General features: G+C 58.2%; 23 protein-coding genes and 1 tRNA gene. 2 read left to right on the forward strand and 22 right to left on the reverse strand.

Annotation, left to right across the window (positions count from 1 at the left end; all coding sequences use genetic code 11):
- Positions 1-35: 35 nt before the first annotated feature.
- The 19 genes from nadA to NWV16_RS21925 all read right to left on the reverse strand — a co-directional run bounded on the left by nadA (position 36) and on the right by NWV16_RS21925 (position 15,151).
- Positions 36-1,094 (reverse strand): quinolinate synthase NadA, encoded by a 1,059-nt coding sequence (nadA, locus tag NWV16_RS21835; RefSeq protein ID WP_260520715.1) that lies wholly within the window; start codon positions 1,092-1,094, stop codon positions 36-38.
- A 267-nt stretch (positions 1,095-1,361) separates the two neighbouring features.
- A tRNA-Lys gene (locus NWV16_RS21840) sits at positions 1,362-1,437 on the reverse strand.
- A gap of 63 nt (positions 1,438-1,500) precedes the next feature.
- The gene (queC, locus tag NWV16_RS21845) at positions 1,501-2,193 is read right to left on the reverse strand and encodes a 7-cyano-7-deazaguanine synthase QueC (protein WP_260520716.1); all 693 of its coding nucleotides are present in this window, start codon (positions 2,191-2,193) and stop codon (positions 1,501-1,503) included.
- A gap of 1 nt (position 2,194) precedes the next feature.
- Entirely contained in the window at positions 2,195-2,842 is a 648-nt protein-coding gene (gene queE, locus NWV16_RS21850; RefSeq protein ID WP_260520717.1) for a 7-carboxy-7-deazaguanine synthase QueE, read from the reverse strand.
- 164 nt (positions 2,843-3,006) lie between these two features.
- Positions 3,007-3,843: a tol-pal system protein YbgF gene (gene ybgF / locus NWV16_RS21855; protein ID WP_260520718.1), complete on the reverse strand. Its 837-nt coding sequence runs from the start codon at positions 3,841-3,843 to the stop codon at positions 3,007-3,009.
- A 6-nt stretch (positions 3,844-3,849) separates the two neighbouring features.
- Positions 3,850-4,347: a peptidoglycan-associated lipoprotein Pal gene (gene pal / locus NWV16_RS21860; protein WP_003178634.1), complete on the reverse strand. Its 498-nt coding sequence runs from the start codon at positions 4,345-4,347 to the stop codon at positions 3,850-3,852.
- 52 nt (positions 4,348-4,399) lie between these two features.
- Positions 4,400-5,680 carry a Tol-Pal system beta propeller repeat protein TolB gene (tolB, locus tag NWV16_RS21865; RefSeq protein ID WP_260523568.1) on the reverse strand — a complete coding sequence of 427 codons (1,281 nt, stop codon included), beginning with the start codon at positions 5,678-5,680 and terminating at the stop codon, positions 4,400-4,402.
- A 17-nt stretch (positions 5,681-5,697) separates the two neighbouring features.
- Positions 5,698-6,777: a cell envelope integrity protein TolA gene (gene tolA / locus NWV16_RS21870; RefSeq protein ID WP_260520719.1), complete on the reverse strand. Its 1,080-nt coding sequence runs from the start codon at positions 6,775-6,777 to the stop codon at positions 5,698-5,700.
- A complete protein-coding gene (gene tolR / locus NWV16_RS21875; RefSeq protein WP_169432690.1) occupies positions 6,777-7,229 on the reverse strand; it encodes a protein TolR in 453 nt (150 codons plus the stop codon). Before tolR ends, tolA begins: the two co-directional genes overlap by 1 nt.
- A 23-nt stretch (positions 7,230-7,252) precedes the next feature.
- Positions 7,253-7,948 carry a protein TolQ gene (tolQ, locus tag NWV16_RS21880; protein WP_065258522.1) on the reverse strand — a complete coding sequence of 232 codons (696 nt, stop codon included), beginning with the start codon at positions 7,946-7,948 and terminating at the stop codon, positions 7,253-7,255.
- Positions 7,938-8,405: a tol-pal system-associated acyl-CoA thioesterase gene (gene ybgC / locus NWV16_RS21885; RefSeq protein WP_065258523.1), complete on the reverse strand. Its 468-nt coding sequence runs from the start codon at positions 8,403-8,405 to the stop codon at positions 7,938-7,940. Before ybgC ends, tolQ begins: the two co-directional genes overlap by 11 nt.
- Positions 8,406-8,532: 127 nt before the next feature.
- On the reverse strand, positions 8,533-9,594 hold the full coding sequence (ruvB, locus tag NWV16_RS21890; RefSeq protein WP_260520720.1) for a Holliday junction branch migration DNA helicase RuvB: 1,062 nt from the start codon (positions 9,592-9,594) through the stop codon (positions 8,533-8,535).
- Positions 9,595-10,203: a Holliday junction branch migration protein RuvA gene (gene ruvA / locus NWV16_RS21895; protein WP_007951205.1), complete on the reverse strand. Its 609-nt coding sequence runs from the start codon at positions 10,201-10,203 to the stop codon at positions 9,595-9,597.
- A gap of 114 nt (positions 10,204-10,317) precedes the next feature.
- The gene (gene ruvC, locus NWV16_RS21900; RefSeq protein ID WP_065258525.1) at positions 10,318-10,842 is read right to left on the reverse strand and encodes a crossover junction endodeoxyribonuclease RuvC; all 525 of its coding nucleotides are present in this window, start codon (positions 10,840-10,842) and stop codon (positions 10,318-10,320) included.
- Between the two features lie 158 nt (positions 10,843-11,000).
- Complete coding sequence (locus NWV16_RS21905) at positions 11,001-11,747, reverse strand: YebC/PmpR family DNA-binding transcriptional regulator (RefSeq protein WP_260520721.1); 747 nt, start codon at positions 11,745-11,747, stop codon at positions 11,001-11,003.
- A 128-nt stretch (positions 11,748-11,875) separates the two neighbouring features.
- Positions 11,876-13,651, reverse strand: coding sequence for an aspartate--tRNA ligase (aspS, locus tag NWV16_RS21910; protein WP_260520722.1), 1,776 nt, complete (start codon positions 13,649-13,651; stop codon positions 11,876-11,878).
- A 108-nt stretch (positions 13,652-13,759) separates the two neighbouring features.
- Positions 13,760-13,981, reverse strand: a complete 222-nt coding sequence (locus tag NWV16_RS21915) for an FmdB family zinc ribbon protein (RefSeq protein ID WP_065258528.1) — start codon at positions 13,979-13,981, stop codon at positions 13,760-13,762.
- Between the two features lie 113 nt (positions 13,982-14,094).
- Entirely contained in the window at positions 14,095-14,439 is a 345-nt protein-coding gene (locus NWV16_RS21920; RefSeq protein ID WP_409519308.1) for a ribbon-helix-helix domain-containing protein, read from the reverse strand.
- A gap of 241 nt (positions 14,440-14,680) precedes the next feature.
- On the reverse strand, positions 14,681-15,151 hold the full coding sequence (locus NWV16_RS21925; RefSeq protein WP_065258530.1) for a Dps family protein: 471 nt from the start codon (positions 15,149-15,151) through the stop codon (positions 14,681-14,683).
- 307 nt (positions 15,152-15,458) lie between these two features.
- Between NWV16_RS21925 and NWV16_RS27745 the strand changes: the two genes are divergently transcribed.
- Complete coding sequence (locus tag NWV16_RS27745; RefSeq protein WP_312846909.1) at positions 15,459-16,061, forward strand: cold-shock protein; 603 nt, start codon at positions 15,459-15,461, stop codon at positions 16,059-16,061.
- A gap of 69 nt (positions 16,062-16,130) precedes the next feature.
- Here NWV16_RS27745 and NWV16_RS21935 read toward each other — a convergent pair whose 3' ends face one another.
- Both NWV16_RS21935 and NWV16_RS21940 read right to left on the reverse strand, forming a co-directional pair.
- Positions 16,131-16,337: a SlyX family protein gene (locus tag NWV16_RS21935; protein ID WP_065258532.1), complete on the reverse strand. Its 207-nt coding sequence runs from the start codon at positions 16,335-16,337 to the stop codon at positions 16,131-16,133.
- A gap of 3 nt (positions 16,338-16,340) precedes the next feature.
- Positions 16,341-16,766, reverse strand: coding sequence for an HIT family protein (locus NWV16_RS21940; protein WP_260520723.1), 426 nt, complete (start codon positions 16,764-16,766; stop codon positions 16,341-16,343).
- Between the two features lie 879 nt (positions 16,767-17,645).
- Here NWV16_RS21940 and NWV16_RS21945 point away from each other — a divergent pair.
- On the forward strand, positions 17,646-18,992 hold the full coding sequence (locus NWV16_RS21945; RefSeq protein ID WP_260520724.1) for an OprD family porin: 1,347 nt from the start codon (positions 17,646-17,648) through the stop codon (positions 18,990-18,992).
- A 121-nt stretch (positions 18,993-19,113) separates the two neighbouring features.
- Here the strand turns inward: NWV16_RS21945 and NWV16_RS21950 are convergent, their stop codons facing one another.
- Positions 19,114-19,953: a mechanosensitive ion channel family protein gene (locus NWV16_RS21950; RefSeq protein WP_260520725.1), complete on the reverse strand. Its 840-nt coding sequence runs from the start codon at positions 19,951-19,953 to the stop codon at positions 19,114-19,116.
- Positions 19,954-20,029: the final 76 nt, after the last annotated feature.

Below are 20,029 nucleotides of genomic sequence, written 5' to 3' on the forward strand. Positions count from 1 at the left end.
GATACGATCGGGGCGTTTTTTTGTGTAGCACAGAATCAGGCGTTGCCTGCCAGCTTCATCCGCGCAGCCTGAGTGAAATCCAGCATGCGCTTGAGCGGACGAATGGCCTGGGGAATCAGCGCCGGGTCGACGAAGATCTCGTTCGCCCCCTCCTTCAGGCACTTCAGCGTGCGCTCAAGGGTGTTCATGGCCATCCACGGGCAATGGGCGCAACTACGACACGCCGCGCCGTTACCGGCGGTTGGCGCCTCGATGAAGACCTTGTCCGGGCACAGCTGCTGCATCTTGTAGAAGATGCCACGATCGGTGGCCACGATCAGGGTCTTGTTCGGCAACGACTGTGCGGCAGCGATCAATTGACTGGTTGAACCAACAGCGTCCGCCAGTTCGATCACCGACGTCGGTGACTCCGGGTGCACCAGAATGGCCGCATCCGGGTACAGCGCTTTCATGTCTTCCAGTTGCCTGGACTTGAACTCTTCGTGAACGATGCATGCACCGTCCCACAGCAGCATGTCGGCGCCGGTCTTGCGCTGGATGTAGGTGCCCAGATGCTTGTCCGGCCCCCAGATGATGGTTTCGCCGTTATCCATCAGGCTTTCGACGATCTCCAGTGCGCAGCTCGACGTCACCACCCAGTCCGCCCGGGCCTTCACGGCTGCCGAAGTGTTGGCGTACACCACAACGGTACGTTCCGGATGTTGATCGCAGAACGCCGAAAACTCGTCCACCGGGCATCCCAGATCCAGCGAGCAGGTCGCCTCCAGGGTCGGCATCAGCACGCGTTTTTCCGGGTTGAGAATCTTCGCGGTCTCACCCATGAACTTCACACCGGCGACCACCACGGTCTTGGCCGGATGGGCATTGCCGAAACGGGCCATTTCCAGAGAATCGGAAACGCAACCGCCGGTTTCTTCGGCAAGGGCCTGGATGATCGGATCGCAATAAAAATGGGCGACCAGCACCGCGTCCTGAGCCTTGAGCTCGGCGGCGATGGCGGAACGGTAAAAAGCCTCCTCCTCGGCAGTCAGCGGTTTGGGCTGCTTGGCGTCGAGGTGGGCTTGTACCAGAAGGCGTTCGGAAATCTGCGTCATGTTCGCAAGACCTGCAGGCGCATTCGCGCGAAAGTCGAGTATACACCCGGCTCCGGACCGCATGAGGGTACCGCCGGGAGAGTGAGTGTTATCAGGCACGGACAGCGTTGAAGCTGCGCAAGGCTACAGAATATCCCGGTGATGCAAAAGATGATTCTGACCTGTGTCGGCGCAACGCCGCCAAAAGGAGAGGCCAGATCGCAGGCAAAAAAAAATCCGGAAATCCTCACTTTCGTGGGCCTTCCAGACTTTTAAAAACATCAAAAATGGTGGGTCGTGTAGGATTCGAACCTACGACCAATTGGTTAAAAGCCAACTGCTCTACCAACTGAGCTAACGACCCGCTGTGTGGTGGCGCGTATAATACTGATTTCTAAGGACTATTCAACACCTAATTTGAAAAAAATCAAAAATAACGTGTCGGATCGCTGATTCCGGCCGCTGCGAAGCCTTCTGCACGCAGTCGGCAGCTGTCGCATTTGCCGCAGGCACGGCCTTCATCGTCCGCCTGATAGCAGGAAACGGTCAGCCCGTAGTCGACACCGAGCTTCACACCCGCCTGGACGATCTGGGCCTTGCTCAGGTTCTGCAGTGGAGCCTGGATACGGAAACTGTTGCCCTCCACACCGGCCTTGGTCGCAAGGTTGGCCATGCGCTCGAAAGATTCAATGAACTCAGGACGGCAGTCCGGATAACCGGAGTAATCCACCGCGTTGACACCAATGAAGATGTCACGGGCACCCAGTACTTCAGCCCAACCCAGGGCAAGAGACAGGAACACGGTGTTGCGCGCCGGCACATAAGTCACCGGAATGCCTTCTCCCGGCTCCTGCGGTATATCGATATTGCTGTCGGTCAGGGCCGAACCACCCATGCCGTTGAGGTTCAGACCGATGACCTTGTGCTCGACCACACCCAGATCGCGGGCAACGCGTGCGGCAGCATGCAACTCGGCATGGGAGCGCTGGCCGTAATCGAAGCTCATGGTGTAGCAGCGATAACCTTCCGCGCGGGCCATGGCAACCACCGTTGCCGAGTCCAGACCGCCGGACAGCAAAATGACCGCACGTTTTTCAGGAGTGTTCAGTTGTTCTGCCATCTCAGCGCCCCGGCTCGTCATTCCACAGATACTTGTGCAGTTGCAATTGCAGGCGTACGGGCAAATTATCCGCCACCACCCAATCCGCCAGATCCCGAGCGTTCAGGTCGTGGTGACTGGGGGAAAACAGCACTTCGCCAGCGCGCCGCTCAAGACCGTACTGAATCAGCTTCGATACTGCCCAGTCATAGTCTTCCCGTGAACAGATGACAAACTTCACCTGATCGTTGGGCGTCAGCAGCTCGATGTTCTCATAACGGTTGCGATGCGCCTCTTTCGAGTCCGGGGTCTTCAAGTCGACAACTCGACTGACCCGTGGATCGACCGCCGAAATATCGAGAGCGCCGCTGGTTTCCAGCGAGACCTCGTAACCGGCATCACACAATCGCTTGAGCAAAGGAATGGCATTCGGTTGCGCCAACGGCTCACCGCCAGTGACGCAGACGTAGCGAGGACGATATCCGGCTACCTGCTCAAGGATATCGTCGAGCGTACGAATCGTGCCGCCGCTGAACGCGTAGGCACTGTCGCAGTATTGGCAACGCAATGGGCAACCGGTCAGGCGCACAAAAACAGTGGGCAGCCCGGCAGTCCGCGTTTCCCCCTGCAAAGAGTAGAAAACTTCGGTGATTCTCAATGTGTCTTGCATAGTCGCCACGGGCGTAACAGCTAAACAGGCTGTCCGCCTCCGTCAGGCACTTCAGGCAACCCCGCCAACGCGTAGATCACCAGAAGCGTGTTTCATAAAAGGGCGTGAATTCTAACGAAAAAACCCGCGACAGGCGCGGGTTTCTTCCAGACGGGCAAACACAGTTACATGCGTTGCAGATCGCGTTGTGCCAGTTGGGCTGCAGAGGTGCCCGGGTATTGGGAAACCACTTGCTGCAGAATCCCCTTGACCTTGTCGGTGTGACCGAGACGGCGCTCTACGTCAGCCAGCTTGTACAGCGAGTCCGGCACCTTGGCGTGCTTTGGATACAACTGCGAAACCTTGGCGAAAGCCTGACCTGCGCCCTGCAGGTCGCCCTTGGCCAGGTTCACCTCACCCAGCCAGTACTGGGCATTACCCGCATACTGACTGTTCGGGTATTTTCGCAGGAACGCAGAAAACGCCTGGCTGGCCTTGTCGAAGTCCTTGGCCTTGATCAGGTCGAAGGCAGCATCGTAATACAGCTTTTCCTTGGCCGGATCACCCGGCTCACTGCTCGCGGCGGGCGCCTGGGCTGCAGCAGCCCCGGCACCGGCGGCGGCACCGGCAGCAGCGCCTGCATCGCCACCGGCTGAAGAATTCTCTGGAGTCGCGGCAGGTGCAACACCCGACCCTATGCGCCGATCAAGATCCTGGTATCGCTCCAGGGATTCCTGCTTCATGCGCGCAACCTGATTCTGCAGTTCTTCGATCACACCCTGCTGGCGCGATATCTGATCCTGCATCTGTTGCAGTTGGTTGAACAGCATGCCTTGTGCCGAGGCAGGGGCCGTAGCCGCTCCCCCGGCATAGGCGCCGTTCGTACCGTAACCTGCAGGCGGATAACTGCTCCCGCTATTGTTATAACCGGAGTTGTCATCGACCACAGGAACCGCAGCCCACACCGCAAGCGGCGCGAGGCTGAGAGCCAGAACAGTTACAGCACGACGGCACGTTCGCATATCGAATTACTTACGCAGTTCGACGCGACGGTTTTGAGCCCAGGACTGCTCGTCGTTGCCGGTAGCAACTGGACGCTCTTCGCCGTAGGAAACCAGTTCCAGCTGAGCTGGGGAAACACCTTGCAGTACCAGGTAGCGCTGAACGGCTTTCGCACGACGCTCGCCCAGTGCCATGTTGTACTCACGAGTACCACGTTCGTCGGTGTTGCCTTCCAGAACAACGCGAGCGCCGTTTGCTTTCAGGTCTTTGGCGTGAACGTCCAGAGCGCGCATGGCTTCTGGCTTCAGGTCCGAGCTGTCGTATTCGAAGTAGAAGGTGGTGATTGCGCGCAGAGCAGCTTCTTCGCTCAGGGAACCGTCAACTGCACCAGTGTTTGCGCCGTAACCAGCGTTTGGATCAACAGCGCCTTCACCGGCGTTGTCGCCACCCTTGGACGAGCAACCTACAGCTACAGCCATGGCCAGAGCCAGCGCAGCAAATTTACCAAACTTCAGCATTTCCATCGTGAAACTCCTAATGAACCCCAGTGTGTTAAGTAAAACGTAAAGCGCCGCGTCAGTTCAGGTAAGGGGACCAGGACGGTTCTCTGACTTCGCCTTGAGCGGTAGGAAGCGGGAGCCTCACGCGTCCATTAATGGACACGAGCATCAAGACTCCCCGGCCCTGCTGGCGGGTGGCGTAGATTACCATGGTGCCGTTGGGCGCAACAGTAGGCGACTCGTCCAGAGTGCTATCAGTGAGGATTTTTACACTTCCGCGCTGCAAATCCTGAGCCGCCACTTTGAAATTGGTGAAACCGTCCTGACGATGGATCATCACCAGGGTCTTTTCGTCAGCCGACAGCTTCGGGTTGGCGTTGTAGTTGCCCACGAACGTCACACGCTCGGCACCCCCGCCATTGGCGCTGGTCTTGTAGATCTGCGGCTTGCCGCCACGGTCGGAAGTGAAGTAGATGGTCGAGCCATCCTTGCCCCAGTACGGTTCGGTGTTGATGCCGGGACCTGCAGTCACTCGGGTGATCTGGCGCGAGCCGAGGTTCATCACGTAGACGTCCGGGTTGCCGTCCTTCGACAGTACGAACGCCAGGCGATTGCCATCCGGCGACCAGGCCGGAGCACCGTTCAGGCCTTCGAAGTTGGTGATCTGCTCACGACGACCGGTGTCGATGTTCTGCATGAAGATGCGCGGACGCTTCTGTTCGAACGACACATAGGCGATGCGCTTGCCATCCGGTGCGAAACGCGGCGACAGGATAGGCTCGCGCGATTGCAGCAGGGTCACGGCACGGGCACCGTCGTAGTCCGAACGTTGCAGCGTGTAACGGGTGTTCTTTTCGGAGAAGCGCTCGGCCGTCACGTACAGCAGACGGGTCGAAAATGCTCCCTTGATACCGGTCAGCTTTTCAAACGACTGATCGGAGATGTAGTGCGCCATGTCACGCAGCTGCTCGGTCGTACCGGAAACACTGCCGTCCGCCACTTTCTGCTCGGTGGCGACGTTGAACAACGCCCATTGCACCTGCAGACGACCGCCCGCCGGAACAATATTGCCGACCATTATGTACTGGGCCCCCACCGCCTTCCAGTCACGGAAGATGATTTCGCTCGGCTGGCTTGGCTGGCTGATCATGTTCTGCTTCGGAATCGGCGAGTAATAGCCCGAGTTCCGCAAATCGTTGCCAATGATTTCAGCCATGTCATCCGGCAGCACGGCACCGCCCTGGAAGCCGAACGGTACGACGGCGATCGGGGTCGCCCGATCGCTGCCGCTAGTGACCAGAATGTTCTTTTCATCCGCCATCGCGATCCCTGCCATGCAGCAGATCACGACCAGCATTCCTCGAAGAAGGTTTCTCACAAGGCTAGATCCTCAGGTGTGAATGTCATCTTGAATGAACGATACGGAGCGAAATCGCTCGGCTTCATTCCCTGCATTTCCGTCAAACGTCCAATATTCTTGACCGCTGCCACTGCCGACGCATCGAACGGACCGTCGCCGCTGGACTTGGCCACGCTGACCGTGGTCACCGTACCGTCCGGCAACATGCCGATCTGCAGCACAACCGTCATGCCTTTGCGTGCCGAAGGAGGACGAGCCCAGCCTTCCGCCGCCCGCGCACGAATCAGATCATCGAAGCTGCCCGCGGTTTCGTCACCACGTTCATCCGCCAAAGCCTGCTGACGCTCGGTCTTGTCGGACAACAGGTCAGCGAGTGCCTGGGCCTTCTTTTCCTCGACCGATTTGCGTGCCGCTTCCTGCGCTTTCTTCTTCGCAGCATCGGCAGCCGCTTTCTTCTTGGCTTCGTCGGCGACTTTCTTTTTCGCCTCTTCAGCTTCGGCTTTCTTCTTGGCGTCTTCGGCGGCTTTCTTCTTCGCGTCCTCGACGATTTTCTTCTTGGCTTCTTCAGCGGCCTCTTTCTTGGCCTCTTCTTCAGCAGCCTTCTTGGCTTCTTCTTCAGCTTTCTTCTTGGCTATATCAGCCAATTGTTTCTCTTCTGCCTTCTTGGCTTCGGCGGCTTTCTTCGCGTCTTCGGCTTTCTTGGCTTCGTCAGCCTTCTTCGCCTGTTCCGCTTTCTTCGCCTCATCGGCCTTCTTGGCTTCCTCGGCCTTTTGAGCCGCTTCTTCTTTCTTTTGTTCCGCCGCCTTGATTGCCTCCTGCTCGACCTTTTTCTGCTCCATCTGTTCGACTTCGGTCTGGCGCGCGGCGGACTTCTTCGCCTCACCCGCAATCTTCTGATTGGTCTGGGTGGTCGCCTGACTTTTCGATTTCAGCTGGTAAAGGGTCGCCTGGACAATCGGCTTGGCCGGCGGCAGCTCAGGCGTCATGGCGAAACTGACGAACAGCATGCCGAACACCAGCACGTGCAAGCCAATCGCCCAGACGCTGGGCCAGAAGTAGCTTTCCGAGGCGGACGGCTCTCGCTGTTGCTGCATCAGGGGGCCTCGGTGATCAAACCAACATTACCGACCCCGGCTTTCTGCAACCCGCCCATGGCGCCCATGACGGAGCCATAATCGACGGACTTGTCGCCACGGATGAAGACCTGGGTACGCTTGCCGTTATCATTGCCGGCCGCGATGATCTTGGTCACCGCGCTGGTCATCTGCGGCAGGGTCATGGCCCGGTCCTGTTGCTTCTCGGTGTCGACTTCGCTGCCAAGGTTCCAGTAGTAGGTCTTGTCAGCCTTGATCGAAATGGTCAGCACCTGGGTGTTGTTGTCCTGCGGCAAGGCTTCGCTGGAAACCTTGGGCAGATCCACCTTCACGCCCTGATTGAGCATCGGCGCAGTCACCATGAAGATGACCAGCAGCACCAGCATCACGTCGATGTAAGGCACTACGTTCATCTCGGCGACCGGCTTGCGCTTGTGTCGGGCTCGAGTGATTAAAGCCATCGGGAAATACCTGCTTATTCTTCGCTGGTGTGCACTTTGCGGTGCAGGATCGCCTGGAACTCATCGGCGAAGGTGTAGTAGCGGCCCAGCAGGGTTTCGCTGCGGGCAGAGAAACGGTTGTAAGCGATAACGGCCGGGATCGCGGCGAACAGGCCGATCGCGGTAGCGACCAGGGCCTCGGCAATACCCGGGGCCACTGTGGCGAGAGTGGCCTGTTGTGCACTGGCCAGACCGCGGAAGGAGTTCATGATCCCCCAGACGGTACCGAACAGACCGATATACGGGCTGACCGAGCCGACAGTGGCCAGGAACGGCAGGCTCTGCTCGAGTTTTTCTTCCTCGCGGGAGATGGCCACACGCATGGCACGGGCCACGCCTTCCATCACCGCTTCAGGATCGACACCCGGCTGCTGGCGCAGACGCGAGAACTCCTTGAAACCGGCACGGAAGATCTGCTCGACGCCCGAGTCCGGATCCGGGTTGCTGCCGGCCTGACGGTAGAGTTTGGACAGATCGATACCCGACCAGAAGCGCTCCTCGAAGCTCTCCAGGGCACGTCGACCGGCGCGCAGCAGATTGCTGCGCTGAAAGATCATGATCCATGAGGTCACCGATGCGGCCACCAGGGTCAACATTACCAACTGCACCACGATGCTGGCATTGCTGACCAGGCTCCACATGGAGGAATGGTCGACGACGTTAGCTTCCACGCTTTATCTCCTGCTTCAAGTGTGTACCCGTGCCGACCGCCTCGGCGAAAGCCGTACGCAAGTCTTCGGGAAGGGCCCGGGGTTTCAAACTGTTAGTGCGCACACAGGCCACCAGAAACTGCCCCTCACAGAGCAGCACATTATCCGTTGCCCGCCTGACCTGCTGTCGAAAGCGCAGGCTGGCACGGTTCAATTCGATTACATCAGCGCTTACCAGCAGTTCGTCGTCCAATCGCGCCGGCGCGTGATAACGCGCTTCGCTGGAATGCACGACGAACAACAGGTCCTCACCTGCCAGCGCCGACTGGGCAAAGCCCAGCTCCCGGAGCCGCTCGGTTCGAGCCCGTTCCATAAACTTGAGGTAATTAACGTAATACACGATGCCGCCCGCATCGGTGTCCTCGTAATAAACGCGACAACGATGTGCGAACGGCTCAAGCCCGTTTTGCGCGCGCATACTCTAGTGCTTACTCCTCGGGTTGCCAATCCGGCCAGGCAACTGTTTTTCATTGTTCAAAGGCTTTACCGCAAAAGTACCGTCCTGAGACAGTACAAACGCTGAATAAATCGCCAATAAATGTGTATCAATCGTCCAAGGCATCGAGAAACTCGTCTGCCACGGGTGTTTCGCTCATTCGTGACGGAATGTTTAAACCAAAATGCAGATACGCATGCCGGGTCACCACCCTGCCTCGCGGCGTGCGCATGATGTAGCCCTGCTGAATCAGATACGGCTCCAGCACATCCTCGATGGTATGACGCTCCTCGCTGATCGCAGCGGCCAGACTATCAATGCCGACCGGTCCGCCATCGAACTTCTCGATCATGGTCAACAGCAGACGCCGGTCCTGATGATCGAAACCGTGCTCATCGACATCCAGCAGGTTGAGTGCCAGGTCGGCAACGGACTTGGTGATATGCCCCTTGGCCCGGACCTCGGCGAAATCCCGCACCCGACGCAACAGTCTGTTGGCGATTCGCGGCGTGCCACGGGCACGACGGGCGACCTCGAAAGAACCTTCAGGATCCAGCGGCAAACCGAGGATGTTCGCCGAGCGGCTGACAATCGTCGCCAGGTCCGCAGTGCTGTAGAACTCAAGACGCTGGACAATCCCGAAACGGTCGCGCAACGGGTTGGTCAGCATCCCCGCCCGCGTCGTCGCACCGACCAGGGTGAACGGCGGCAGATCAAGCTTGATCGAACGTGCCGCCGGGCCTTCACCGATCATGATGTCGAGCTGGAAATCCTCCATCGCCGGGTACAGCACTTCTTCCACGATCGGCGACAGACGATGGATTTCATCGATGAACAGCACATCGTGAGGCTCAAGATTGGTCAGCAGCGCCGCCAGATCGCCCGGTCGCTCGAGCACCGGCCCTGAGGTGCTCTTGATCGATACGCCCATTTCCTGGGCAATGATATTGGCCAGAGTGGTCTTGCCCAGCCCCGGCGGACCGAAGATCAGGGTGTGGTCGAGGGATTCGCCACGGCCCCGGGCGGCCTGGATAAACAGCTCCATCTGCTCGCGCACGGTCGGCTGGCCGATGTATTCGGCCAGGCTGACGGGACGTATCGCCCGATCCTGGACTTCTTCGCGCTCACGCGGACTGTGCGTGGCGGCGATCAGACGATCAGCTTCAATCACTTAAATCATTCCCTTCAGGGCGCGTCGGATCATGTCTTCGCTGCTCAAGCCTTTTTCCTTGATCGCGGAAATCGCCTTGCTGGCTTCCTGCGGCTTGTAGCCCAGGGAAATCAGCGCGCTGACCGCGTCGTTCTCGGCGGTGTTGACCGGCGCCGGGCCGTCCGGCTGGTTCGGCACCAGCGCAAACATGGCCGGCGAGGTTTCCCAGGCCTTGAAACGGTCCTTGAGCTCCACCAGCAAGCGCTCGGCGGTTTTCTTGCCCACGCCCGGCACCTTGGTCAGCGCCGAGGTGTCCTGGGATTGCACGCAACGGATCAGTTCGTCCACCTCCAGGCTCGACATCAAGGCCAGCGCCAGCTTCGGACCCACACCATTGAGACGGATCAGCTCGCGAAAAAAGTCTCGCTCACGCTTGCCGGCAAAACCATAGAGTAACTGCGCGTCTTCGCGTACGACCAAATGCGTGTGCAAGGTCAGCGGCTCCCCGACCGACGGCAGGCGATACAGGGTGGTCATGGGCACTTCCAGCTCGTACCCGAGGCCGTTTACATCCAGAATCAGATGCGGCGGCTGTTTTTCAGCGAGGGTGCCCCGCAGGCGTCCAATCACGTTTCAGATCCTTGAGCGTTGGCCAGCCGTGGGCTGGCGACTGTCGAAAAGCGGTTTTCGGGCCGACGACCCAGGCACGAGATCCGCCTTCCGGAAATTTGACTGCTGATGCTATCAGAGACGCAGGCGACCGCCACGACTGCGTGCGGTACCCAGACCGTGAGGCAGCAGGCTTGACCGGGTGTGCGCATGACAAATGGCGATTGCCAGGGCATCCGACGCATCGATCTGCGGTTTGCTGGTCAGCTTCAGCATATGCATGACCATCATCTGCACCTGCTCTTTATTGGCGGCGCCAGTGCCCACCACCGCTTGCTTGACCTGGGTTGCCGTGTACTCGGCGATCTCCAGACTTTCTTCAGCGCCAGCAACAATGGCGGCTCCCCGAGCCTGCCCCAGCTTCAGCGCGGAATCGGCGTTCTTCGCCATGAACACCTTCTCGATGCCCATGGTCACCGGGCCATAGGTCTGGATGATCTCCCGCACGCCGCGATAGACGATCTGCAGACGCTCGTGCAACTCGCCGGCGCCGGTGCGAATGCAGCCGGAAGCCACGTAGACGCAACCCCGTCCGGTATCGCGTACCACGCCATATCCGGTAATGCGCGAACCGGGGTCGATACCAAGAATTAAAGTCATAACGCCTGAGGATTCGGTAAAGGCAAAAGATCAAATACAACGAATAACGAATGTGGGAGCGAGCCTGCTCGCGAAAACGGTTTCATCCTCGGCAACGAGGCTGCATGAAAGTCCGCATTCGCGAGCAGGCTCGCTCCCACAGTGGAGAATAGTCGGTCTTAACCGAGCCGAGCCGCCACGTCTTCCGGAATGTCCGCGTTGGAATAGACGTTCTGCACGTCATCCAGATCCTCGAGCATGTCGATCAGCTTGAGCACCTTCTCCGCACCTTCCAGATCCAGCTCGGTGCTGGTGGTCGGCTGCATGACGATTTCCGCATCATCACCCTTGAAGCCCGCCACTTCCAACGCATTGCGCACCGCATAGAAGCTGGTGAACGAGGTGAACACGTCAATCGAGCCGTCTTCATGAGCAACCACATCGTCGGCGTCGGCTTCCAGCGCCGCTTCGGTCAGGGAGTCTTCATCAACACCCGGCGCGAAACTGATCTGCCCCTTGCGTTCGAACAGATAGGCCACAGAACCGTCAGTCCCGAGGTTGCCGCCACATTTGCTGAACGCATGGCGCACGGCTGCGGCAGTGCGGTTGCGGTTGTCGGTCATGCACTCGACCATCACCGCCACACCGCCGGGACCGTAACCTTCGTAGGTCAGCTCCTCAACGTTGTCCGCTTCGGTCGCACCGGCACCACGGGCCACGGCACGATCGATGATGTCACGACTCATGTTGGCGCCCAGCGCCTTGTCCAGGGCCAGTCGCAGACGCGGGTTGGAACCCGGATCGCCGCCGCCCTGACGGGCCGCGACGGTCAGTTCACGAATCCACTTGGTGAAGATCTTGCCTCTCTTGGCATCCTGACGTTCTTTGCGGTGCTTGATGTTCGCCCACTTGGAATGACCTGCCATAACTCGCTCCGAATTCTCTTTGAAACCTTGCCCGCTTGGCACATTGCGCAGCCGGCAAACAAAAAATCTCGACCTGTTCCTTGCAGAAAGAAAAAAGGCGCATCCGAAGATGCGCCTTCAGGCCCGTCTTACTCAGCCTTTGGCGTTTCGCGCAAACGAATGTGCAATTCGCGCAGTGCCTTGGCATCCACGACACCCGGCGCCTGCGTCATCACGTCGGCGGCACTCTGGGTTTTCGGGAAGGCGATCACTTCACGGATCGACTGGGCACCGGTCATCAACATCACCAGACGGTCCAGACCGAAGGCCAGACCACCGTGTGGCGGCGCACCGTATTTCAGGGCATCGAGCAGGAAGCCGAACTTCTCTTCCTGTTCCTCTTCGTTGATGCCCAGCAGACGGAATACCGCCTGTTGCATCTCTTTGCGGTGGATACGGATCGAACCGCCACCCAGCTCGGTGCCGTTCAGAACCATGTCGTAGGCACGGGACAGCGCGCCAGCCGGATTGGCTTCGAGCTCTTCCGGGGTGCACTTCGGCGCCGTGAACGGGTGGTGCAAGGCGGAGAAGCTGCCGTCATCGTTCTCTTCGAACATCGGGAAGTCGACGACCCACATCGGTGCCCATTCGCAGGTCAGCAGCTTCAGGTCGTGACCGAGCTTGATGCGCAGCGCGCCCAGGGCTTCGCTGACGATCTTGGCCTTGTCGGCGCCGAAGAACACGATATCGCCGTCGACTGCGCCAACGCGATCGAGGATCACGTTCAGGTTGGCTTCCGGGATGTTTTTCACGATCGGTGACTGCAGGCCTTCAACACCGGCAGCGCGCTCGTTGACCTTGATGTACGCCAGGCCCTTGGCACCGTAGATGCCGACGAACTTGGTGTAGTCGTCGATCTGCTTGCGCGGCATGCTCGCCCCGCCTGGCACGCGCAGTGCGGCGATACGGCATTTCGGGTCGTTGGCAGGGCCGCTGAAGACCTTGAAATCGACTTCTTTCAGTTGGTCGGCAACGTCCACCAGCTCCAGCGGGTTGCGCAGGTCCGGCTTGTCCGAACCGTAACGGCGCATGGCTTCTTCGAACGTCATGTGCGGGAATTCGCCGAACTCCAGATCCAGCACTTCCTTGAACAGGTTGCGGATCATGCCTTCGGTCAGGCCCATGATGTCTTTTTCGTCGAGGAAGCTGGTCTCGATGTCGATCTGAGTGAACTCAGGCTGACGGTCGGCACGCAGGTCTTCGTCGCGGAAGCACTTGGCGATCTGGTAGTAACGGTCGAAACCGGCCACCATCAGCAGCTGCTTGAACAGCTGTGGCGATTGCGGCAGGGCGAAGAACGAACCGGCGTGGGTACGGCTCGGCACGAGGTAGTCGCGCGCGCCTTCCGGAGTCGCACGGGTCAGGATCGGCGTTTCCACGTCGAGGAAGCCGTTCTCGTCGAGGTAGCGACGGATGCTGGTGGTCATGCGCGAACGCAGACGCAGCTTCTCGGCCATTTCCGGACGACGCAGGTCGAGGAAGCGGTAGCGCAGACGAGTTTCTTCACCGACGTCGGAGTACTCGTTCAGCGGGAACGGAGGCGTTTCGGCCTCATTCAACACTTCCAGCTCGTAACCCAGCACTTCGATTGCACCCGAAGCCATGTTGGCATTGACGGCACCGGCCGGACGCAGACGCACCTTGCCGGTGATCTTCACGACGTATTCGCTGCGAACGCGGTCGGCGGCGGCGAAGCTTTCGGCGCGATCCGGATCGAATACCACCTGGGCCAGACCGTCACGATCACGGATATCGAGGAAAATCACCCCGCCGTGGTCGCGGCGACGGTGAACCCATCCGCAAAGGGTAATTTCCTGGCCTTCCAGGCTTTCGTTCAGTTGGCCGCAATAATGGCTGCGCATCATGGTAGTGGTTTCGCTTCTCGTAATTCGAAATTCGGTGGAGATCCGCCGCACTCAGATTCCGTGCGACCGGTGGATGCTCTCGCGTGTCGTTGGACCCGGGCCTGAACCCTAGTCGGATTTGTCGCCACCGGCCAGATTCTTCTTCGCGCCGGTCTTGAAATCGGTTTCGTACCAACCGCTGCCGCTTAGACGAAAGCCTGGCATGGACAGCTGTTTCCTGAGTTCTGGTGCCTGACAGGCAGGGCAATCGACCAGCGGTGCGTCACTGATCTTTTGAATGGCTTCCAACTGATGACCACAGGAAGCACATTGGTAATCGTACATCGGCATGGAGTTGTCTCGGCGATCAGATTGCCAGCTCCCGCAGGGCGGTGTGGCGAAAGAGCGGGATTATATCCATTAAATGCGGCCTGTGCAGCCGGAAGACTGCACAGGCCGCCCCCTCACCGACAACTCCCGGCTGTCGCCGAGGCATCCCGCAGGCCGTGGACGACACAGACCACCCGCACAAGGCCGCTGAAGTTCTTGACCCCGCCATGGCGCAGATGCACTTCGCGATCCACACGAGACAACAGCGTCCCGACCGAACAGCTGTTGTTCTCAGCCATGCGGCCCAGAATATTCCAGTAAACCTGCTCCAGCCGCAGGCAGGTCGCAAAACCATTCAGCCGCACCGAACGGGCCAGCGGCCGGATCAATGTCATGTCGAACTCTTCAAGAAGCGGCGCCAGCCCCCTCTCCTGTCGCAAACCCATGACGAGGCCATCTCGCCTCTCTCCATCTTCCATATCGTTGACACTCCTTTGCCATCGCTGCCTCTTGTCGAGGCAACATCCTGTCAACTCATTAAATGCGCAGGGGCAACGGCATATCCAGACGACTTTTTGTCCGTCTGCGTAGGATAAGCCAACACAGTAGGGAGGATCATGGAGCGGCAGATCGCCTTCCGAATTTCTTACATCATTGGATGCCTTTTCACGTTTCAAAAAAGGCGCACGCCCCACAATTTGTGTCCGTGCGCCTGCCCGATCAGGCTTCGAGCAACGCCCTGAGCATCCAGGCGGTTTTCTCGTGAACCTGCATGCGCTGAGTCAGAAGATCAGCCGTCGGCTCATCACTGACCTTGTCCAGCAGTGGAAAAATGCCGCGAGCGGTACGAGTGACGGCTTCCTGGCCTTCGACCAACTGCCTGATCATGTCTTCGGCACTCGGCACACCCACTTCTTCTTTAATAGAAGAAAGACGCGCATAAGTCGCATAGGCGCCCGGTGCGGGGAAACCCAGTGCGCGGATGCGCTCGGCTATCGAGTCCACGGCCAGGGCCAGTTCGTTGTATTGCTCTTCAAACATCAGGTGCAGGGTGCGGAACATCGGTCCGGTGACGTTCCAGTGGAAGTTGTGGGTTTTCAGATACAGCACATAGGTGTCCGACAGCAGACGCGACAACCCTTCGACGATGGATTTGCGATCCTCTTCACTGATACCGATATCGATTGCCATGTTTACCCCCTGAGGCGATTGAGTTCATCCAGCAGATGCCGTTTCACTGTAGCAAGGGCACCCTCGCCCCGCAGCCCCCGTATCGAGCCCATAGAGGCGACAAATCGCCCCACACTCGCCGCTGGCCGGGGTGATTTGAGTCGTTACGGGCTTTGCTGTTAAATAGGCAATGTGTCGCTACGCCCCGTTTTCCGGGTGTTGCGCATAGGCTGATGCCGGGCACGTGTCCAACGCCTCTTATTGTTTCGAAGCGAACCGTGCGCCTTCAGCTCTTCCTTGTGAGCCGTCATAACGTGAGTCAATAAAAATGTTGAAAATCGTCCACCTGCTGATGGGCGCAGCGGCGTTGCTGCTGTCGTTCATACCCAGCTTGAAATCCGAAGCCGTTCCTTACCTGCAACAACCCGATGCACTTTACCTGGCCTTTTTCGGCCTGCTGAACCTGGTCATTGCTCCGGTGATCCCTAACTGGAACAAAGGCCCGCGCCAGCATCTGCAAAATCTGGTCAGCGCCCTTCTGGTTCTGACCGTCGTACTGCAAACCCTGACCCTGATCGCACCGATGCCGGTCATCGCCGGTCAGCCTGCGGTTCTGTTCAGCCTGGCAATCGCTCTGGTTGCCGTGGTCCTGCACCTGGCCGTCAGTTTCTACAAGTCCTCCCCGGCTGTCGCTCCAACCAGCTACGACATGAGCAACCGCGATACCGGCACCGTCAAGTGGTTCAACACCTCCAAGGGCTTCGGCTTTATCTCCCGGGACTCCGGCGATGATATTTTCGTGCACTTTCGCGCCATCCGCGGCGAAGGCCACCGCGTACTGGTCGAAGGCCAGCGCGTGGAGTTCTCGGTGATGAACCGTGACAAAGGCCTGCAGGCCGAAGACGTGATCGCCGCCCTGCCGCGTCGCTGATTCACAACGAAAAAACCGCGAACAGCCTGGCTGCTCGCGGTTTTTTATCGTCCGGAAAAAGGCTGAAACTCAGTAGTGCGGAGGCGGCGCATCTTCCTCGAAGGAGCCGATCTGGCCGACCATCTCTTCCTGACGCTTGAGCACTGCGGCCATCTGCAACTGCAGACGCTCAACCACACGCTGCTGCTCCACCAGCACATCGTTCAACGCCTGAATGGTGTCGTCCTGAAACGCCAGGCGACTTTCCAGATCGGTAACACGTTGTTCCAGGCTCATGATTCAGCCCTCCAGAAACTTGAAATCTTCATCCAGCACCAGGCGCAGACGTTCACGAATCGCCGCTACCTGCTCCTCGCTGTAAGGCTTGGCCGGATGCTTGCCCCAGACCGGCGCCGGCCACGCGGCATCGTCACGTTTGCGCACAATGACATGCATATGCAATTGACTGACGACGTTACCCAGGGTGGCAACGTTCATCTTGTCGGCATCGAACGAATCCTTGAGCACTTCGGCCAGCGCGGTGGTTTCCTGCCACAGACGCTGCTGGTCGGCGACATCCAACTGAAACAACTCCCTGATATCGTCGCGACGAGGCACCAGGATGAACCAGGGGTAGTTGGCGTCATTGGACAGCAGCAATCGGCAGAGCGGGAAATCGCCGATGGTCAGGCTGTCCTGTTGAAGTCGTGGATCTAAAGCAAACACTGCATGCACTCCCGGCTGATCGGCATTATTCAGCTTAGCGGGCCTCCTGCGGGGACGGCGCACCAAGCGACAGGACGGCAGCATACCTTTGATTGCCCGGCCCTTCACGGCGAAACGGTGCCCCGACATGGAACATTTCCGGTGATTGCGCACCAGTACGAGACCGATCAAGCCGTGCAAACCGCCGGAATGACCGCAGCGCGCTGCCGTGTTCAGGCTCATGACAGGACCCAGGTGTCTGAATTCAGCACAGCCGGAAAAAATTTTTGCACCAAAACCGTACAGCGCGTCTACGCTCAATGGCTTGAGTATCCGCCAAATACTCACTGACAGGGTGAACCGGTAACGTTTTTGATTGTCGCGGGCTGAAACACCTGTGACAGCACCAGGCAACAGGGGGGCGTCAACCCCCGTCAACTGCGTGCCAGAAACCCCGGTTTTACAAGGTTTTTACAGAGACAGGCGGGTACGAAAGAAAATAACCGCATCGATTCCGCGGTTTGTGCACGCTTGTTGCATTCATACTCAAATGGGCCATGAGTACCCCACGGGAAGTGGACACTCAAGACCCCAGAAAAACAGTGGCAGGGTTGCCCGATGGAGATTCAAGTGTTTTGCCAGGGACTCTTTTTTACCGATGCAGAAAGGCTCAGAAACAGCGATAAAGTTGTCAGCCCGGCTGCATGGGTACTGTGAATTTGCGACATCGACCCAGTCATTTGCGACAGCGTCGTAAAGAACATGAAAGGTTGTAGGCGCAAGTATCGCCAACATTGTCGGCGTGATATAAGTTTGCGCCGACACAAAAAGAAAGAGCCGCCCAGATAATAAAACAGGTGGGACGGCAGTACTCTTCTAAAACCAAAGGAGCAAATCACGATGCGCGTGATGAAGTGGAGCATGATCGCACTGGCCGTTACAGCAGCCAGTTCCCAGTTGGCTACGGCCGCGCCTTTTGTAAGTGACCAGGCAGAAGCCAAAGGCTTTGTTGAAGACGCCAAACTGACCGAGACGCTGAAGAACTACTACTTCAACCGGGACAACAAGAACGGCGGCCACGACCAGAAAGACTGGACCCAGGGTTTCCTCGGCAACTTCACCTCCGGTTACACCCAAGGCACCGTAGGCGTCGGTATCGATGCATTCGGTTACCTGGCTGTAAAACTGGACGGCGGTGACGGTACCAGCGGTACCGGTAACATGAGCCGCAGCAATGCTGTCAAAGCCAACGGTTACGCCCATGACGTCAACGACAGCCAGGGCAAGGCCGGCGCTGCCATCAAGTTCCGCATTTCCAAGACCGAGCTGAAAATCGGCGACCAGCAGCCAACCACGGCTCCAGTGTTCGCTATCGGCGGTTCCCGTATCCTTCCGCAAACTGCCAGCGGCTTCCAGCTGCAGAGCAGCGAGATCAAAGATCTTGATCTCGAAGCCGGTCACTTCTACTCGGCTACCAGCCAGGACAAAAACGCCCGTGAAGGCGGCCTTTACGCCACCTACGCTGGCGTCGAAGCAAAAAGCATCGACTACTTCGGCGGCAAATACGGCATCACCGACAACCTGACCGCATCGTTGTACGGCGCCAAGCTGCAAGACATCTGGAACCAGTACTACGCCAACGTGAACTACACCACGCCGTTCAGTGAAAACACTTCGTTGAACACTGACTTCAACATCTATCGCACCACCGATACCGGTAGCGCGAAAGCCGGCGACATCAGCAACACCACATACTCCCTGGCGACAGCCCTGTCGTTCCTGAAGGCACACACCTTCACCCTGGCCTTCCAGAAGGTCAACGGCGACACCCCGTTCGACTACATCGGCGTGGGCAAAAACAACCGTGGTGGCGACTCGATCTTCCTCGCCAACTCCATCCAGTACTCTGACTTCAACGGTGCAGGCGAGAAATCCCTGCAAGCCCGTTACGACCTGAAAATGGCCGAGTACGGCGTTCCTGGCCTGAGCTTCATGGTTCGTTACGTCAAGGGCTGGGACATCGACGGCACCCACACTCCAGCGGGTAGCGCTTATACCGGTCTCTATGGTGAAGACGGCAAACACCACGAAACCAACTTTGAAGCCAAGTACGTGGTTCAGAGCGGTCCGGCTAAAGATCTGTCCTTCCGTATTCGTCAAGCCTGGCACGTTGCCAACGCTGATGAAGGCGAAGGCGACATCAAAGAGTTCCGTCTGATCACCGAGTACCCACTGAACATCCTGTAATCGTCAGTGGTTAGTTTGGTTGAATGAAAAAGGCCCATCTTCGGATGGGCCTTTTTTTGTTATCGGTCACTTGTAATAACTGCCTGACCAACAAATCAGGCAATTAATTAGCAACCTATCATTACACCGCTGTTTCCTGAACCACACGAATCACTCGCTGTGGAAACGGAATATCGATACCGGCCGCCTTTAAACGATCACGGGACTGTTCGTTAAACATGAACATCACATCCCAGTAGTCTGCGGTTTTAACCCACACACGCAGAGAAACAGTGATCGAACTGTCACCCAATGTCGAAATAACGGCCTGCGGTGCCGGATCCTGCAGAACGCGATCATCCTTGGCCAGATCCAGCAGCACCTGACGGGCCTTTTGCAGATCGGCTTCGTAATCGACACCCACATCGAACACAACCTTGCGGGTCGGCTGACGGTTGGTATTGGTGATGATGCCGTTCGACAGATTGCCGTTCGGTACGATGATGGTCTTGTTGTCACCGGTGCGCAGCACCGTGTGGAAAATCTGGATGCTGTCGACAGTACCCGCCACGCCCTGCGCTTCGATCCAGTCACCGATACGGAACGGACGGAACAGCAGAATCAGCACGCCGCCGGCGAAGTTCGCCAGGCTGCCCTGCAACGCCAGACCGATGGCCAGGCCCGCCGCACCGATCGCCGCGACGAACGACGTGGTCTCGACACCGATCATCGACGCGACGCTGACGATCAGCAGCACCTTGAGCACGATGTTGGCCAGACTGCTGATGAAACCCTGCAGAGCCAGATCGGCATTGCGCAGGGCCAGCAGGCCGCCCAGCTTTTGCGTGACCTTGTTGATCAACCACCAGCCGATGGCCAGGGTAATCACCGCCAGCAGCACACGGCTGCCGTACTCCATGATCATCGGAATCCACGCCTGGGACACCTTGACCAGGTTGTCCACCTCAGCATTCAAATCCATCTTTTATCTCCTTATTTCCGGCTACCCGGGCTATGAAAGATCAACGGCAGAAAGACCGAGTCCCTTGAGGCTCAAT

Origin of the sequence: Pseudomonas sp. BW7P1, from assembly GCF_024981055.1 — a bacterium.
GTDB lineage: Bacteria > Pseudomonadota > Gammaproteobacteria > Pseudomonadales > Pseudomonadaceae > Aquipseudomonas > Aquipseudomonas bananamidigenes.